The 15,414-nt window shown below is 64.0% G+C and carries 17 protein-coding genes; 11 read left to right on the top strand and 6 right to left on the bottom strand.

Going from position 1 to position 15,414, the window contains the following annotated elements:
* Nucleotides 1-9 precede the first annotated feature (9 nt).
* The 3 genes from B5V02_RS04140 to B5V02_RS04130 form a co-directional block, all read right to left on the bottom strand.
* Nucleotides 10-582 carry a D-sedoheptulose-7-phosphate isomerase gene (locus tag B5V02_RS04140; RefSeq protein WP_111542948.1) on the bottom strand — a complete coding sequence of 191 codons (573 nt, stop codon included), beginning with the start codon at nt 580-582 and terminating at the stop codon, nt 10-12.
* Nucleotides 583-589: 7 nt separating this feature from the next.
* Nucleotides 590-2,083, bottom strand: a complete 1,494-nt coding sequence (rfaE1, locus tag B5V02_RS04135) for a D-glycero-beta-D-manno-heptose-7-phosphate kinase (RefSeq protein WP_111542947.1) — start codon at nt 2,081-2,083, stop codon at nt 590-592.
* A gap of 141 nt (nt 2,084-2,224) precedes the next feature.
* A complete protein-coding gene (locus B5V02_RS04130) occupies nt 2,225-2,857 on the bottom strand; it encodes a LysE family translocator (protein ID WP_111542946.1) in 633 nt (210 codons plus the stop codon).
* Between the two features lie 163 nt (nt 2,858-3,020).
* Here B5V02_RS04130 and rfaD point away from each other — a divergent pair, with 163 nt between their 5' ends.
* The 3 genes from rfaD to waaC are packed head-to-tail and all read left to right on the top strand — an operon-like array spanning nt 3,021 to nt 5,928.
* The gene (gene rfaD / locus B5V02_RS04125; protein WP_111542945.1) at nt 3,021-3,971 is read left to right on the top strand and encodes an ADP-glyceromanno-heptose 6-epimerase; all 951 of its coding nucleotides are present in this window, start codon (nt 3,021-3,023) and stop codon (nt 3,969-3,971) included.
* Nucleotides 3,944-4,951, top strand: a complete 1,008-nt coding sequence (waaF, locus tag B5V02_RS04120; protein WP_111542944.1) for a lipopolysaccharide heptosyltransferase II — start codon at nt 3,944-3,946, stop codon at nt 4,949-4,951. The genes rfaD and waaF overlap by 28 nt, the downstream gene beginning before the upstream one ends.
* Nucleotides 4,948-5,928, top strand: a complete 981-nt coding sequence (gene waaC, locus B5V02_RS04115) for a lipopolysaccharide heptosyltransferase I (RefSeq protein WP_111542943.1) — start codon at nt 4,948-4,950, stop codon at nt 5,926-5,928. Before waaF ends, waaC begins: the two co-directional genes overlap by 4 nt.
* A gap of 245 nt (nt 5,929-6,173) precedes the next feature.
* Here waaC and greA read toward each other — a convergent pair whose 3' ends face one another.
* Nucleotides 6,174-6,647, bottom strand: coding sequence for a transcription elongation factor GreA (gene greA / locus B5V02_RS04110; RefSeq protein WP_095090920.1), 474 nt, complete (start codon nt 6,645-6,647; stop codon nt 6,174-6,176).
* Here greA and B5V02_RS40020 point away from each other — a divergent pair.
* Nucleotides 6,646-6,933: a hypothetical protein gene (locus B5V02_RS40020; RefSeq protein ID WP_146606014.1), complete on the top strand. Its 288-nt coding sequence runs from the start codon at nt 6,646-6,648 to the stop codon at nt 6,931-6,933. The two genes, greA and B5V02_RS40020, sit on opposite strands and share 2 nt — an antisense overlap.
* Nucleotides 6,934-6,951: 18 nt before the next feature.
* Here B5V02_RS40020 and B5V02_RS04105 read toward each other — a convergent pair whose 3' ends face one another.
* Nucleotides 6,952-7,488, bottom strand: coding sequence for a tetratricopeptide repeat protein (locus tag B5V02_RS04105; RefSeq protein WP_111542942.1), 537 nt, complete (start codon nt 7,486-7,488; stop codon nt 6,952-6,954).
* 144 nt (nt 7,489-7,632) lie between these two features.
* On the opposite strand from B5V02_RS04105, the gene B5V02_RS04100 reads away from it, so the two are divergent.
* The 3 genes from B5V02_RS04100 to B5V02_RS04090 all read left to right on the top strand — a co-directional run bounded on the left by B5V02_RS04100 (nt 7,633) and on the right by B5V02_RS04090 (nt 10,193).
* Entirely contained in the window at nt 7,633-8,058 is a 426-nt protein-coding gene (locus B5V02_RS04100) for a DUF3775 domain-containing protein (RefSeq protein WP_111542941.1), read from the top strand.
* Nucleotides 8,059-8,244: 186 nt separating this feature from the next.
* Nucleotides 8,245-9,270, top strand: a complete 1,026-nt coding sequence (locus B5V02_RS04095; protein WP_167458411.1) for an extensin-like domain-containing protein — start codon at nt 8,245-8,247, stop codon at nt 9,268-9,270.
* A 116-nt stretch (nt 9,271-9,386) separates the two neighbouring features.
* Entirely contained in the window at nt 9,387-10,193 is an 807-nt protein-coding gene (locus tag B5V02_RS04090) for an extensin-like domain-containing protein (RefSeq protein WP_111542939.1), read from the top strand.
* Between the two features lie 106 nt (nt 10,194-10,299).
* Here B5V02_RS04090 and B5V02_RS04085 read toward each other — a convergent pair whose 3' ends face one another.
* Nucleotides 10,300-11,019, bottom strand: a complete 720-nt coding sequence (locus B5V02_RS04085; protein WP_111542938.1) for a gamma-glutamylcyclotransferase — start codon at nt 11,017-11,019, stop codon at nt 10,300-10,302.
* A gap of 110 nt (nt 11,020-11,129) precedes the next feature.
* Here B5V02_RS04085 and B5V02_RS04080 point away from each other — a divergent pair, with 110 nt between their 5' ends.
* The 4 genes from B5V02_RS04080 to B5V02_RS04065 all read left to right on the top strand — a co-directional run bounded on the left by B5V02_RS04080 (nt 11,130) and on the right by B5V02_RS04065 (nt 15,382).
* Complete coding sequence (locus tag B5V02_RS04080; RefSeq protein ID WP_111542937.1) at nt 11,130-11,837, top strand: LssY C-terminal domain-containing protein; 708 nt, start codon at nt 11,130-11,132, stop codon at nt 11,835-11,837.
* A 143-nt stretch (nt 11,838-11,980) separates the two neighbouring features.
* The gene (locus B5V02_RS04075; protein ID WP_111542936.1) at nt 11,981-13,291 is read left to right on the top strand and encodes a hemolysin family protein; all 1,311 of its coding nucleotides are present in this window, start codon (nt 11,981-11,983) and stop codon (nt 13,289-13,291) included.
* 149 nt (nt 13,292-13,440) lie between these two features.
* The gene (locus B5V02_RS04070; RefSeq protein ID WP_111542935.1) at nt 13,441-15,018 is read left to right on the top strand and encodes an HD domain-containing phosphohydrolase; all 1,578 of its coding nucleotides are present in this window, start codon (nt 13,441-13,443) and stop codon (nt 15,016-15,018) included.
* A 91-nt stretch (nt 15,019-15,109) separates the two neighbouring features.
* Nucleotides 15,110-15,382, top strand: coding sequence for a hypothetical protein (locus B5V02_RS04065; RefSeq protein WP_027024197.1), 273 nt, complete (start codon nt 15,110-15,112; stop codon nt 15,380-15,382).
* Nucleotides 15,383-15,414: the final 32 nt, after the last annotated feature.

Genomic DNA, 15,414 nt, shown 5'->3' with positions numbered 1-15,414 from the left:
AGCGTCCCGTCAGCCATTGCTGAGACGCGCTTCGACCACTTCGCACAGATGGTGATAGAGGCACAGATGCCCCTGCTGGATGATCGGCGTCGAGGTCGAGGGCACGTTGAGCAGGATGTCGGACAGCGGCTTGAGCTTGCCGCCGGTGTCGCCGGTCAGGCCGATCACCGTCATGTCCATCATCCGCGCCTGTTCGGCGGCGGCGAGAATGCTCGGCGAATTGCCGCTGGTCGAGATTGCCAGCAGCACGCCGCCCGCCGAGCCATGCGCCTCGACCTGGCGCGAAAACACCGTGTCGAAGCCATAATCATTGCCCCAGGCGGTCAGCACAGCGGCATTGGCCGGCAGCGCGATGACATTGTAGGCCTTACGCTCCTTGAGGAAGCGGCCGACCAGTTCGCCGGCGATGTGGATGGCATCGCTGGCCGAGCCGCCATTGCCGCAGATCAGGAAGGCTTTGCCCTGCGAAAGAGCCGTCACGACGGCGCTCACTGCCCGCTCCATCTCGCTGGTCAGGTCGCGCTCGACCATGGCGGAAATCGCGGCCGCCGAGCGGACCAGGTAGTCGTTCAAGTTAGACATGAATTCCTCAGTTGGTGGTGCCGCCAGCGCGCAATTTGCCAATGGTGCTGGTGGTGCTTTTGCCGGCGACGAGATCGACCAGCACGACGCGTCCGCCCGCTTTCTTCACCACATCGGCACCGACCACGGTGTCGATCGTGTAGTCGGCGCCCTTGACCAATATGTCGGGCAGCAGCACTTCGATCAGCGCCAAGGGCGTGTCTTCCTCGAACACCACGACCGCATCGACCGAGGCAAGGGCTGCGAGCACACAGGCGCGGTCATGCTGGTCGTTGACCGGCCGCCCGGCACCCTTCAGCCGCCGCACCGAGGCATCGCTGTTGAGGCCGAGCACCAGCCGGTCGCACTGGCTGCGCGCCGCGTGCAAGAGACTGACATGACCGGCATGCAGGATGTCGAAGCAGCCATTGGTGAAGCCGACGCTCAAGCCCTCTTCCTTCCACGCCGCCACCATGCGTGCGGCTGACGTGGCATCGAGGATGGCGTCCTTGTGGGCGGTCGGCCCGTGCGAGCGGAACAGCGCACCGGTGAGTTCCTCGACCGTCAGCCGCGCTGTGCCGCGTTTTCCCACCACGACGCCGCCGGCGGCATTGGCGATCGAGGCCGCCGCGACGGGGTCGGCACCGGCCGCCAGCGCCAATGCAAAGCTCGCGATCACCGTATCGCCGGCGCCCGAAACGTCGAACACTTCGCGCGCCTGGGTCGCGATGTGGCGCGCCTCGGTCGGGCCGACCACGCTCATGCCCTTTTCGCTGCGCGTCGCAACGACGAAGTCGAAGCCATGCGCCGAAATCAGCTGGCGCGCCGCCGCAACAATCTCGTCATCGGCGAACACGGCATGGCCGACGGCTTCGCCAAGCTCCTTGCGGTTGGGGGTGATGGCGGTCGCCCCGGCATAGCGCACATAGTCGCGGCCCTTGGGATCGACCAGCACCGGCTTTCCCGCCTCGCGGCAGATGGCGATCAGGTCGCCGGCGACGCCGTCGAGCAATATGCCCTTGCCGTAGTCGGACAGGATGACGATGTCGGCGCGCGTCAGCGCCGCGCGGAAATGCTGGATCAAACCGGCGCGCTCTGCGGCGCCGAGCGGCTTGATCTCCTCCTCGTCGAAGCGCAGCACCTGCTGGTTGAGCGCGCTGAAACGGCTCTTCGACGAGGTCATGCGGCCACGCTCCTGCGCCAGGCCCACCGTGTCGGCGCCGAGTTCGCGCAGCATGCGCACGAGATTGTCTCCGGCGGCGTCAGTGCCGATCACCGACACGGGAACCGCGGATGCGCCGAGCGAGACGATGTTGGCGACGACATTGCCGGCGCCGCCCATCGTCGAGGTTTCGCCGCGCCCGTGCAGCACCGGGATCGGCGCTTCCGGCGAGATCCGTTCGATGACGCCGTTGACGAAGCGGTCGAGGATGAAGTCGCCGACCACCAGCACGGTGGCCTGGCCGAACCGCGCAATGGCGCGGTGCAGGGGTTCGGGAGAAGGCGGATTGTGCTTGATCATGTCACTGGCAACGCTTGGAAAAGGCCGATTTCAATCTTGCAGGGTATCATCAATCGACGGGCCGGATCGTTCATGGCGAAGCCGATATACCGCAAATCCACGTAGCGCAACGGCTGGCCATGGCCGCGATGGCCCAGGCGGTCAGCTCTTCTGCAAGGCGACATGGACACCCAGCCCGACCAGCACCGCGCCGCCGGCCCGCTGCATCAGGCGCTGTGCGCGGCTCGAACGCCGCAGCCGGCCGATCACGGCACCCGCCAGGAACACGCAGACGACATCTGCCGAAGAAAACATCAGATTGACGATGGTGCCCAACACGACGAACTGCAGCCAGACCGGAAATGCCGCCGAGGCATCGATGAACTGCGGCAGGAAGGCCATGAAGAAGATTGCCGTCTTCGGATTGAGCACCTCGACGGTGATGCTCTCGAAAAAGGCGCGCCGCGCCGATTTCCGCTCGATCGCGGGCAGCGCCGCATCGCCCTCCACGCGCTTGCGGAACAGCGAGACGCCGAGCCAGATCAGGTAGAGCGCGCCGACCAGCTTGACCGCCATGTAGAGCGTCGGCACGGCGTGGAACAGCACCGACAGGCCGGCGGCAGCGGCGAAGACATGCACGTAGCCGCCCAAGTGGATGCCAAGCGCCGCGGTCAGCCCGGACCAGCGACCGCGCGCCATCGTCTGCGCTGCGGCATAGAGCATGGCCGGGCCGGGAATGTAGGCGAAGATCGCCGTGGTGGCGAAAAACGCGATGAGCAGTTCGGTCGACGGCATTCTTTGTCCCTCACGATCATGCCGGGCTGCACAAACCGACTGAAGCGGAAGCTTTGCGGCGCCACTGTGACATCCGCTCCGTTGCCTGCTTTATCGACAGCCCACCTTGCCTCCCTTATAAGGGCCGGAATCGGCAAGCGAAACGCGTATCAGGGCCAACAACATGATCATCGTCACGGGCGGCGCCGGCATGATCGGCTCCAACATCGTCGCCGCGCTCAACGCCGAAGGCCATGACGACATCCTGGTCGTCGACGACCTCACCGACGGCCACAAGATTTCCAATCTCGCCGATTTGCGGATAGCCGACTATCTCGACAAGGACGATTTGCTGCCCCGCATGGAGGCCGGCTCGCTCGGCCGCATCGAGGCCGTCTTCCATCAGGGCGCCTGCTCGACCACCACCGAGTGGAACGGCAAGTTCATGATGGAGGTGAACTACGCCTTCTCGAAGCGGCTGCTGCATGCCAGCCAGGCGCTGCGCGTGCCCTTCCTCTACGCTTCCTCGGCCTCCGTTTACGGCGGCGGCGCCGATTTTCGCGAGGACCCGGCGCTGGAGCGGCCGCTTAACGTCTATGCCTATTCCAAGAAGCTGTTCGACGACTATATCAGGCGCACCATCTTCGATACCGACCATTCGCAGGTTGCAGGCCTGCGCTACTTCAACGTCTATGGCCCGCGCGAGGCGCACAAGGGCGCCATGGCTTCGGTCGCCTTCCATCTGTTCAACCAGGTCGAACGGGGCGAGAACCCAAAACTGTTCGGCGCCTATGATGGGTTCGGACCCGGCGAACAAAGCCGCGACTTCATCCATGTCGGCGATGTCGCCGACGTCAATCTGTGGCTGTGGAAGCGCGGCTCGAGTGGCATCTTCAATTGCGGCACCGGCCGCGCCCAGCCGTTCCGCGCCATCGCCGAAACGGTGATCGACACGTTGGGTAAAGGCGAGATCGAGTTCATCGAATTCCCCGACCATCTCAAGGGCAGCTACCAGAGCTTTACACAAGCTGATATGTCCCGTTTGCGCGCAGTCGGTTACAATGGCCAATTCCGGACAGTGGAAACCGGTGTCAGAGACTATGTCGAATGGCTGAAAGCCCAACGATCCTCGTGATCGGCCCACGCTGGGTGGGCGACATGGTGATGGCGCAGTGCCTGTTTTCGGCGCTGAAAGAGCTGCATCCCAACGCAGCGATCGATGTGCTGGCGCCTGCCTGGGCCGCACCGCTGGTCAAGCGCATGCCCGAAATCCGCCAGCAGATCGACTTTCCGCTGAAACCCGGCGCGCTCGAATTCACCCATCGCCGCCGCTTCGGCCGCCTGCTGCGCGGCCGCTACGACATGGCCTATGTCCTGCCGGGCAGCTGGAAATCGGCACTGATTCCGTTCTTTGCCCGCATTCCGCGCCGTTTCGGTCATTTGCGCGAAATGCGCTATGGCCTCTTGACCGACATCGTGCCGCTGCCCGACAGCGTCAAGCGACGCACGGCGCAGGCCTATTTCGGCCTCGCCCAGGGCGGCGGCTTCCGGGCGCCACGGCTGACCGTGGACGCGAAAAACCAGGTCGCCCTGCTCGACCGCTTCGGGCTGGCGCCGCAGAAATTCGTCGCCCTGATGCCTGGCGCCGAGTTCGGCCCGGCCAAGCGCTGGCCGAGCGAAAGCTATGCCGGGCTTGCCCGTGATTTTATGGCGAAGGGTTTGAAGGTCGCGCTGTTCGGCTCGAAGAACGACCGCGACGTGACGGCGGAGATAGCCGCCCTCGCCCCCGGCGTTGTCGACCTCGCCGGCCAGACGAGGCTGGAGGACGCCATCGACCTGATATCAGTGGCAAGGCTGGCGGTGTCCAACGACAGCGGGCTGATGCATGTCGCCGCCGCCGTCGGCACGCCGATCGTTGCCGTCTATGGCTCGACCTCGCCGCAAAATACGCCGCCGCTGGCCGAACGGCGCGAACTGGTCTGGCTCGGCCTGTCCTGTTCGCCTTGCCACCAGAAGGTCTGCCCGCTCGGCCACCTCAACTGCCTGAAGACGCTTGAAGTCCAGCAGGTCGCGGCGGCGGCGAAACGCCTGCTGGAAATCCCGGCAGCCGCATGAAGGTCCTCATCGTCAAGACGTCGTCGATGGGCGATGTCATCCACACCTTTCCGGCCGTCGAGGATGCCCGCCTTGTCAGGCCGGACGTATCCTTCGACTGGTGCGTGGAAGAGGCATTCGCCGGCATCGTGACGCTGCATCCGGCGATCGACAGGATCCACACGGTGGCGATCCGGCGCTGGCGCAAGGCACTGCTCGACGGCGGCACCTGGCGCGAAGCGGCCGCCTTGCGCCGCACCTTGCGCGAATGCCGCTACGACCTCGTCATCGATGCGCAGGGCCTGCTGAAATCAGCCCTGGTGGCACGACAGGCGGGCGCACCGATCGCCGGCTTCGACCGGTCGAGCGCGCGCGAACCTTCAGCGACGCTGTTCTACGACGTCACCTACGCCGTGCCGCGCGACCTGCACGCCATCGAACGAACGCGGCGGCTGTTCGGGCTGGCGCTCGGCTATCGGCCCGATCTTTCGAGACTGGACTCCGGCATCGTCCCGCCGCCCGGCAATCTGGCCGGCATCGCCGGAAAAATCGCCTTCCTGCTGCACGGCACCAGCCGTGAGGACAAGAAATGGCCGGTCCAAGACTGGATCGAAACCGCCCGCCTGCTGGTTGAAAGAGAAATGACGCCGTTCACCACATGGTCGAACGAGCGCGAAAAGGCGGCGGCCGAAGCGATCGCGAACGCCGTACCGTCAACGATCGTAGTCCCAAAATCACCACTGGCCGACATCGCCGCGATCATCGGCCGCTCGACGCTGGTCGTCGGCGCCGACACCGGGCTGACCCATCTCGCCAGCGCCTTCGGTCTGCCGACGGTTGCGGTGTTCCTGGCGACCGAGCCAGGCCTCACCGGCCCGCGCGGGCCCTATGCGTCGACGCTCTTGGCCGCACCCGGGGAGCGTGTAACGCCGGCGGAAGTGGTGGGCGAGGCAGAGAGGCTGCTGGAGCTTGGTCGGACCAGTACCGGCAGAGATTGATTTATTCAATCAATTCAATTGGAAACGTTGGCGCCGCCCCTCATTGCCCTGCCGGCATTTCTCCCCGTATAGTGACGGGGAGAAAGAAGCTGGCCGCAACGCCAACGCCTTACTTGCAACGCTAAAAATTGGCGAAATTATTGATGAAGGCGTCCTTCTCCCCGTTCACGGGGAGAAGATGGCGGCAGCCAGATGAGGGGCGGCGCGGCGTTCGGGATTGAAACAAAGGCCCCCGCTTTGGATCCCTAAATAAACTGCACCTGGACGATCTCATACCCCCTGGCACCGCCTGGCGCGTTGACCTCGATGGCGTCGCCGACTTCCTTGCCGATGAGCGCGCGCGCGATTGGCGAGGAGATCGAGATGCGGCCGGACTTCACGTCGGCTTCCTGGTCGCCGACGATCCGGTAGGTCTTCTTTTCCTCGGTGTCCTCGTCGACCAGCACCACGGTGGCGCCGAACTTGACCTTGTCGCCGCTGAGCTTGCTGACATCGATCACTTCGGCGCGCGCGATATAATCTTCAAGCTCGTTGACCCGGCCCTCATTGAGGCTCTGCGCCTCTTTGGCGGCATGGTATTCGGCATTTTCGGAAAGGTCGCCATGCGAGCGCGCCTCGGAGATGGCCTCGATGATGCGTGGCCGCTCTTCCTGCTGGCGCCAGCGCAGCTCTTCCTTCAATGACGCGAACCCCTCGCCTGTCATCGGGACCTTGTTCATGATGCCTGACCTTTCCTGCCGCCACCCCCGCGTTTCGGGGAAAGCCTTGTCGATGGGTACAAAAAGAAAACGGTCCGACAGCCTCGGGCTAACGGAACCGTTTCACCGCAATTTCCTTGAATATAGCAATCTTCGCGGGTTTTTCACGCCAAAAAAACGGTTTTGCAAAAATCATCTACCGCTTTCACAAATGCCATCGCTGCTTTCGCAAATGCCGTCGGGTCAAATGCCAATTGCGGATGGCCGGCAACAAAAATCCGGCCGCGATCGCTCGCGGCCGGATTGAGAAGCACAGGGAGCCGAATCAGCTCCGCATGAAATGATCGATCTGCTCCGACAGCATGCCGTATTCTCGCGACCCCTTGCCGGTCCGCTTCTCGATCTCCATCAACTGCTGCTGGGCGCCGGCCAGATCGCCGATCTGCAGATGCGCCTCGCCGAGATACTCGCGCACCAGTGTATAGTTGGGATCGATACGCAGCGCTTCCTCGTAATAGCCGAGGCCGACGGTGACGCGGCCGGAATGGCGGTGCGAATAACCGAGATAGTTGAGGATGCGCGGATCCTGCTTGTTGGCGGCGAGGCTGAGCACGGCGATCGCCTCGTCATAGCGCCCGGCCAGCGCCAGCGAATGGCCTGCATCATAGATGCTGTCGTCGTCCAGCATGCCTTCCTGGGGTGCGACGCACTTTTTCTTCTTCTTGTCCCAGACTTCGCCCTTCTTGCACTGGGTGACAGTCTGATCGCTGCCACCGCTGCTGCCGGCGGCGAACGCCGGAACGGCAAGGAACTGCAGCGCGACAAGGGCAGTCGCCGCCTGGATCAGCATTCTTTTATGCATCGAAGCCTCCTTGAGGGGTGAGAATGCAACACTAACGCCGGACGGCCTGGGTTTCATCCCGGAAAAAAGCATACGGCAGAACATCAGGTGACGGATGCTGTAAATCCGCTATCATCCAAGCAAACGACCTGACGGAGACGGCCCGTGCAGCGGCGGCTTGAAAAGGACTGGGAGCTTTCGATCGGCCCCGACACCGTGCGCCTGTTTATCCTCAAGGCCAAGGCACTGAGTGCCGCCGTCAACGAGGATTATGCCGATGGCGCCGAGCATGAGGTCGAACTCGATGGCGAGGCGCATGCCAACCACCATCATGACGGCCTCGCCGAGGAGAGTTCCGAAAACCTCACCGAGGAAGAGCTGCGCGAGCTGATCAACGACCTCAATGTCGATGAAGCAGCCGAACTGGTCGCACTGGCCTGGGTCGGTCGCGGCGACTACGACGCCGCCGAATGGGTGGACGCGCTTGCCGCGGCGCGCGAACGCGCCAACAAGCGCACGGCAAAGTATCTGCTTGGCATGCCGCTGCTTGCCGACTGGCTGGAGGAAGGGCTGGAAGCGATCGGCGCGTAACGCCGTGGTTACCGTTCGTGATGGGGCGCAGGCAACCTCCTTGCGTTGGCGCCGTTGACGGCGATGGCGTCGTTTGTCTTTTCCCAAACCTGCAGAGTAGCATTGGTCGTGGCCGTCACGGCTTTGCTGGTTGCGCCAGCCGACGCCAGGCATCGGCACCGGCACCACAAGCTGCGTGCGCCGCATGTGGAGCAGCCGCTGACACCGCGGGTCGACCAGCCGCTGAAACGGCGGGGCGAGCGGCCGCTGAAACGGCGGAGCGAGCAGCAGGTCAAGCCGAGCCAGACACAGCAGAAAACGCAGGAGCCGCTGCCATCGCCTGCCGATGTTCCGGTGCCTCAGCCACGTCCCGTAGACGCGCCGAAGGCCGACGCTTCAAAGACCGAGGGCGACCAGAAGACGGAAGCTCCAGGGAGCGGCGCAGCGGGCCGGTTCAATGAAGAAAAATCCCATCAAAAAAAGCAGGCCCGCCCCGAACCATCGGCCAATACGGAAAGCGAGCCGGAGCCCCCGGCTGTAGCGCCGACGCCGCCACAAAAGCCCGACACCGCAGAACCTGAGGTTCAGCCGCCGCCCATCGCCCCGCAGCCGCCGCAAAAGCCGGCCGATGCAGGCGACAAGAAAATGCTCCCCGACCCGCGCTCGGCCGATCTTCCCGACGCGAAAATGCCGGAAGAGGAAGTCGCTTGCCGCGAGCGGCTGAAAACGCTCGGCGTCGAGTTCGAGGAACACAAGGCGGAAAGCAATCCCGAAATCGGCTGCTCGATCCCCTACCCGATCGTCCTGAAGACACTTGGCAAGTCAATCGCCATCGCCCCCGGCACCGAGCTCAATTGCCCGATGGCCGAGGTGGCGGCGCGTTTTGCCGCAAATGTCATCCAGCCGGCCGCGAAAGCCGATTTCGGCGCCGATCTGAAATCGATCGGCCAGGCATCGGCCTTTGTCTGCCGGCCGCGTCACGGTACACGAAAACTGTCGGAACACGCCTTCGGCAACGCGCTCGACATCGCCAGCTTCACGCTGTCGGACGGCAAGAAGGTCGAAGTCGGCCCGACGCCGCCGGAAAAGGACGCGAAATTCCTCAACGCCGTGCGCAAGGCAGCCTGCGGACCGTTCAAGACCGTGCTCGGACCAGGCGCCGACCCCGACCATGCCTTGCATTTCCATCTCGATCTCGAACCGCGCCGCCATGGCGGCACCTTCTGCCAGTGAGCATGGTCGGCCGAGACCGCGTGCCGCAATTCGGCCGCAGGCATGAACGCGGGCGCTGAGTTTTCCTTTACCCTTGATCGTTAAAATGCCGGATATCCGTGAATGGGATTCCGCCAATGGCCGGCAAATTTCGCGCCGTTTTTTCAGCCGCCGCGCGCCAATCGAAACGTGCAGCGATGGTGGCCGCCGGCCTTGCCCTCGCGGCGGTTTCGGCTTGCAACACCGGCAGCGTGCTGTCGCTTGAACCGGCCGTTGATGTCGGCTCCCAGACGGCTGCCGTGCCGCAATATACGGGCATGCAGAAGCTTGTTCCCTCCAATCCCTACATGACGACGGCCGCCTATCCGCGCATGGATGAGCCGATGTCGCCGGTCGAGCAGATGCCGGCCAGCGAAACCGACTGCCGCCAGCAGCTGAAGCGCCTCGATGTCGCCTACACCGACCTGGCGCCGATCCATGAAGGCCAGTGCGGCATCGACTACCCGGTCAAGGTCTCGGCCATCGGCAGCATCCAGATGAAACCCGCGGCGACGCTGACCTGCGATATGGCCGCCACCTTCGCCGGCTGGACCAAGAACGAACTCGTTCCCTCCGCCCGCTGGCGCTATTTCTCCGGCGTCAAGACCATCCACCAGGGCTCCAGCTATTCCTGCCGCAACATCGCCGGCGAAGGCGTGCTGTCGGAGCACGGCAAGGGCAACGCGCTCGACGTCATGAGCATCGAACTCAACAATGGCGACGACATCGACGTGCGCAAACCCGGTCTGTTTGCCTTCCGCACCCGCGGTTTCCTCAACAATGTGCGCGCCGACGGCTGCCAGTATTTCACCACAGTGCTTGGCCCCGGCTACAATTACGACCACCGCAACCACTTCCACTTCGACATCAAGAACCGCAGGAACGGTTATCGCGCCTGCCGCTAGGGCACGATCCCGAAAAGTGGATACCGGCTTCGGAAAAGATCGTGCTCAAACACCGAGATAGAGCCCATCCCGATTCCATCGGCATGGGACAGACTCTAGCAAAAGATCAGGCGGGATCAGCGCCACCGGTGGAAGCGATGATTTGGCGCGCCACCAGATCCTGGATATGCCACAAATTCCTGTCGCGAATACCGCTCTCCTCAAGTTTGCCGACGGTCCGGAACAGATACTGCGCCGACGAGCCCCAATGTCCGGCAGCCCGGGCCAGCGTGTCGGCAACCTGTTCCAACGGCTGCCGGCCGGCGTAGGCCCTGCCGTCTGGCGCGGCGACGAAAGCCAGGGCGATCAGCGGACCCTCCTTGGTCCCGACCTTGATCCAGCGCGGCACGTTGGTTGGCGGGTTCGCATCGATCTCCCGGCGCAGCAATTGGCCGAGCTGTCCGAAATGATCTTCGGCCGGCAGTCGGTAAACAATGCCGTTGCAACTGCCACCACGGTCGAGGGCCAACATCAGGGCCGGCAAATCGCGGGTTCCGCGCCAGCGCGTCAGCTTCAGGCAGAATGAGCGGTGCCACCCTTGCGCCGTGGCCGGGCGCTGTTCGACATGGACGAATTCGGGATTCCAGATTAGCGAACCGTAGGCAAAGACCCACAGCGTTTCGGGCTGGTATTCGACAAGCAGCTGTTCGACAAGGTCATCGAACTCCGCGTCGGTATGCTCGCTGGTTCCAGGCTCTGGACCGGGATCAGGCTCGATACGATCGACCTTGGCGACGAGGTCGGCGGTCAACGCCATCGATCTTTGGCCTGCCGGCTTTCGCTTCATTCCTGCCCCCTCACAAAAACGATGGCTGACGATAGACCGACTGCGCGCGCCTGGCCATTGATTTCCAGGGTTCGTCAGGCAACAGATACCGCACAGATCGAGCCTCCTTCATGAGCCAGCGAAGTTTTCGGCGACGCGTTGCAATCTGGGTGGCGGCCTTGTTGGCCGCCTATCTGGCGCTCGCCTATTTCGCCGCGCCGGAATTCTGGACATTCCGGGATCGCGGCTTTCGCACCCATCGCTTCGAGATGGTGACGCACACGCCGCAGGGCATTCCGGGTGATCCGATCAATGTCGGCCTTGTCGGCACGCAGAAGGAGGTGGTCCATGCCTTCGCCGTCGCCGGCTGGGACACTGCCGACGCCGTAACCTTGAAGACCGCGATCGAGATCGGTGAAAGCGTGCTGTTCGACCATCCCTATCCGGATGCGCCGGTCAGCCGGCTGCTGTTCGACGGCCGCGCCCAGGATCTTGCTTTCGAAAAACCGGTGGGAGCCAGCGCCGACCGGCGTCATCATGTCCGCCTCTGGCAGACCGGCGCGACCGGCGATGACGGCCGGCCGCTATGGCTTGGTTCTGCCAGCTTCGATCGCGGCGTGGGGCTGAGCCACGATACCGGCGCCATCACCCATCATATCGGCCCCGACATCGATGCCGAACGCAATTTCCTGATGCGCGATCTGGCCACCGCCGGCACGCTGATCTCGACCAGCGACATGGCCGGCATCGGCGCCACCAGCACCGGGCGCAATGGCGGCGGCGATCCCTATTTCACCGACGGCGAGGCAGTTGTCGGCGTGTTGAAACAACTGCCATGAGATCATTTGCCCAAAAGTGGTTCCGGTTCTGGGACAACGACATGCATCAGAACAAAGACTTAAAAGCGCGACGCCCGGATCCGTTTAAAGGCGACGCGCTTTAGCTATTTTCGAAAACCGCGCCGCAATGCTATTGACCGCTCATGCTATACGTTGAAATCGCTATCGTGGTCGTCCTCATCTGTGTGAACGGCCTTTTGTCGATGTCCGAGCTCGCCATTGTCTCGTCGCGCCCGGCCAGGCTCAAGGCGATGATCGACCGCGGCGTCAACGGCGCCGGTCGTGCCCTTGAGCTTGGCTCCAATCCCGGCAAATTCCTGTCCTCGGTGCAGATCGGCATCACTTTGGTCGGCGTTCTCTCCGGCGCGTTTTCCGGCGCCACGCTGGGCGACCGGCTTGCCACCTTCCTGGTCTCGAACGGCATGCGCGAAAACGTCGCCGATCCGCTTGGCGTCGGCATCGTCGTCGCCATCATCACCTATTTCTCGCTGATCGTTGGCGAGCTGGTGCCCAAGCAGATCGCCTTGCGCGATCCTGAACGCGTGGCCGCGCGGGCGGCCCCGGCAATGACCATCCTTGCCACCGTCTCGGCCCCTCTGGTCTTCCTGCTCGACATTTCCGGCCGCGCCATATTGTGGCTGCTCGGCCAGCGCGGCGAAAGCGAGGAGAAGGTCACCGACGAGGAGATCAAGATGCTGGTCGCCGAGGCCGAGCATCACGGCACCATCGAATCCGACGAGCGGCGCATGATCGCCGGCGTCATGCGGCTTGGCGACCGCGCCGTACGCGCCGTGATGACACCGCGCACCGAGGTTGACTGGATCAATCTGCAGTCCGACGAGAGCGCCATCCGCAAGCTTTTGATGGAAACCCAGCATTCGCGCTTGCCGGCGGGCGATGGCGGCGTCGATGTCATGGTCGGCGTCGTCCAGACGCGCGACGTGCTCGCAGCACTGCTTGCCGGTCGTGTGCTCGACCCGCGCCGGCATGTGCGCGCCGCGCCCATCGTCTATGATCAGGCCGACGCGCTGGATGTGCTGCAGAAGCTCAAGGAATCCGATGTGCCGATGGCGCTGGTGCATGACGAATATGGCCATTTCGAAGGCATCGTCACCCCGGCCGACATTCTCGAAGCCATCACCGGCGTCTTCCGGGCGGATATCGACGCCGGCGACGAGGAGAATGCCGTCAAGCGCGAGGACGGCTCATGGCTGCTCGCCGGCTACATGCAGGCCGACGAGATGGCCGACATTCTCGGCATCGACCTCCCGGAAAACCGCGACTACGAGACCGTCGCAGGCTATGTGCTGTCACACATGCATCATCTGCCGGCGACCGGCGAATGCGTCGACGCGCAGGGCTGGCGTTTCGAAGTGGTCGATCTCGACGGCCGCCGCATCGACAAGCTGATCGCCACCCGCCTGCCCGGCGCCCACCGCGAGGCGGTGCGCTGACGATCAACGCAATGTAGACCATTCGAGGGTCAGCTTTTTGACCCACCCCGGAAGTTCTGTTTCTCGCGGGATAGTGCATCAGGCTTGGGATTTTTCCCCTAGGTATTTGCGGCACCCAGGGCTAGCATAAGCCCACTGGGAGGTGGGCGATGACAAACGTCTCGATCCGCCGGGCGGACTTTATGATGGTCCTCGCCTATGCTTCGGACCTTGCCACCGGCCATTCTCGCGACTTCGCGCTGAAATCCTGCGTGCTTGCAATGCGGATCGCCGAGCTTGCGGGTGTTTCCGATGAGGTTCGGCGCAATGCCTACCAACAGTCGATGCTGCGCTATGTCGGCTGCAATGCCGACACGGACCTTCTGTCGGCCACCTTCGGCGACGAAATCGCGCTCCGCCAGGATCTTGTCGGTCTCGACATGGGCAATCGTGCGGAACTGGGCAGGGTCTTCGTGCAGGCCTTCAAGCGGTTCTACTACGATCTCGAGCCTGACGCGCAGGCCAGGGCGATCGAGGCCGCGATGTCGCAGGCGCTCGCGGTGGCCCGCCCGGTGCTCACAGCGCATTGCGAGGTCGCGCAGCGGATCGGCGAGCGGCTCGGCCTGTCCGACGAGATCCGGCGCAATCTTGGACAGATCTACGAACGCTGGGACGGCAAAGGCCTGCCGCGTGGGCTGAGTGGTGAGGATGTCCTGCCCGCCGTGCGCCTGATCACATTGGCGCAGGATGCGATTGCGCTCAGCGATGCCCTCGGCATCGACGAGATGGCCGAAACCATCGCCAGCCGCGGCGACGGCCCATACGAAGCGGATCTGGCCCGGCTCGTCTCGGCCAACGCGGCGGTCCTGATGGAGGGCATCGGCGCGACGGTCGACCGCGAGACCATTTTGGCGCTTGAGCCCGATCCGCCGGTGACGCTGGATGAGGGGGCTTGCGATGAAGCGTTCCTGGCCATAGCCGACATGATCGACATGCGCATGCCGTTTACGCAGGGCCATTCGAGGATGGTGTCGGAACTGGCCACGGGTGCGGGGAAACGGATCGGGCTGCCGGACCCTGACGTTCGCGCGCTGCGCTGGTCGGGCTGCATCCATGATATCGGCGAACTGGTGGTGCCGGTGGCGACCTGGATGCGCAACGGCCCGCTGTCTGTCCGCGAGCGCGACGCGGCACAGCTGCACGCCTATTACGGCGAACGGGCGCTGGCCTCGTTCGGCCGCGAGGGCGACGCGATGGCCGCCCTCGTGCTTCGCCATCACGAACGCCTGGATGGCTCGGGCTATCACCGCAAGGTCGGCGGCTCCGATCTGTCCCCGGCTGCAAGGATCCTGGCCGCTGCCGAAGCCTTCCAGACGTGGCGAGAGGAACGTCCGCACCGCAAGGCGCTGTCCAGCGAGGCGGCGGCGACACAGCTGCGCGCCGCTGTGCGTGACGGTTGTATCTGCCCCGACGCCGCAGAGGCCGTGTTGTCTTTCGCGGGGCAGCAGTCGCGCCGGGCTTTGCCGCGGGCGCTAGCCGGCATGACGCCGCGCGAAATCGAGGTGCTGCGCCTGATCGCCGCCGGACTGACGGCGAAGGAGGCGGCACGCAAGCTCGATATCTCGCCCAAGACCGCGGACCACCATATCCAGAGCGTCTATTCCAAGATCGGCGTGACCACCCGCGCCGCGGCCGCGCTCTATGCGGTCGAGCACGGCCTTATCCGACCGGGTGAAACGCAGGCATAGGGAATCCACCCCATGTGCACCCGCTCCGGGGCGCGCATCGTGATCCTGTCGACGGACCAATGGTGGCCGCGACTGACAAGGAGGAAATCAAATGCTTCTCGCAACGACCAAAGTGGCTGATGTCGACCACTTCATCCGTATCTTTTCGACCAAGGGCGCCGACAAGCGCCGGCTGCACGGCTCGAACGGCGCAACCGTCTTCCGCGACCCCAGCGAGCCCGACCGCGTCTGGGCGATCTTCGACTGGGACGCCGAGGGCTGGAAGAATTTCGTGTCGGATCCGGAGGTGCCCGCGATCCTGCAGGAAGCCGGCCATGTCGGCAAGCCGCAGGCGGCACTGCTGCTCGGCCACTACGAGGCCTGAGGTCCCGCCCTGCGCGCCGCCCGCCGCCCGGC

Origin of the sequence: Mesorhizobium kowhaii (assembly GCF_003253745.1) — a bacterium.
Taxonomy (GTDB): Bacteria; Pseudomonadota; Alphaproteobacteria; order Rhizobiales; family Rhizobiaceae; genus Mesorhizobium; species Mesorhizobium kowhaii.
The sequence above is the reverse complement of the archived record's forward strand: the minus strand, read 5'-3'. Positions and strand labels throughout refer to the sequence as shown.

Excerpts from the sequence above, each read along its gene's own strand:
- B5V02_RS04105 (WP_111542942.1), bottom strand. The coding sequence starts at position 7,488 with ATGCATAAAAGAATGCTGATCCAGGCGGCGACTGCCCTTGTCGCGCTG.
- B5V02_RS04070 (WP_111542935.1), top strand. The coding sequence starts at position 13,441 with ATGACAAACGTCTCGATCCGCCGGGCGGACTTTATGATGGTCCTCGCC.
- greA (WP_095090920.1), bottom strand. The coding sequence starts at position 6,647 with ATGAACAAGGTCCCGATGACAGGCGAGGGGTTCGCGTCATTGAAGGAA.
- B5V02_RS04075 (WP_111542936.1), top strand. The coding sequence starts at position 11,981 with ATGCTATACGTTGAAATCGCTATCGTGGTCGTCCTCATCTGTGTGAAC.
- rfaD (WP_111542945.1), top strand. The coding sequence starts at position 3,021 with ATGATCATCGTCACGGGCGGCGCCGGCATGATCGGCTCCAACATCGTC.
- waaF (WP_111542944.1), top strand. The coding sequence starts at position 3,944 with ATGGCTGAAAGCCCAACGATCCTCGTGATCGGCCCACGCTGGGTGGGC.
- B5V02_RS04140 (WP_111542948.1), bottom strand. The coding sequence starts at position 582 with ATGTCTAACTTGAACGACTACCTGGTCCGCTCGGCGGCCGCGATTTCC.
- B5V02_RS04085 (WP_111542938.1), bottom strand. The coding sequence starts at position 11,019 with ATGAAGCGAAAGCCGGCAGGCCAAAGATCGATGGCGTTGACCGCCGAC.
- B5V02_RS40020 (WP_146606014.1), top strand. The coding sequence starts at position 6,646 with ATGATGCCTGACCTTTCCTGCCGCCACCCCCGCGTTTCGGGGAAAGCC.
- B5V02_RS04130 (WP_111542946.1), bottom strand. The coding sequence starts at position 2,857 with ATGCCGTCGACCGAACTGCTCATCGCGTTTTTCGCCACCACGGCGATC.
- B5V02_RS04080 (WP_111542937.1), top strand. The coding sequence starts at position 11,130 with ATGAGCCAGCGAAGTTTTCGGCGACGCGTTGCAATCTGGGTGGCGGCC.
- rfaE1 (WP_111542947.1), bottom strand. The coding sequence starts at position 2,083 with ATGATCAAGCACAATCCGCCTTCTCCCGAACCCCTGCACCGCGCCATT.
- B5V02_RS04090 (WP_111542939.1), top strand. The coding sequence starts at position 9,387 with ATGGCCGGCAAATTTCGCGCCGTTTTTTCAGCCGCCGCGCGCCAATCG.
- B5V02_RS04065 (WP_027024197.1), top strand. The coding sequence starts at position 15,110 with ATGCTTCTCGCAACGACCAAAGTGGCTGATGTCGACCACTTCATCCGT.
- waaC (WP_111542943.1), top strand. The coding sequence starts at position 4,948 with ATGAAGGTCCTCATCGTCAAGACGTCGTCGATGGGCGATGTCATCCAC.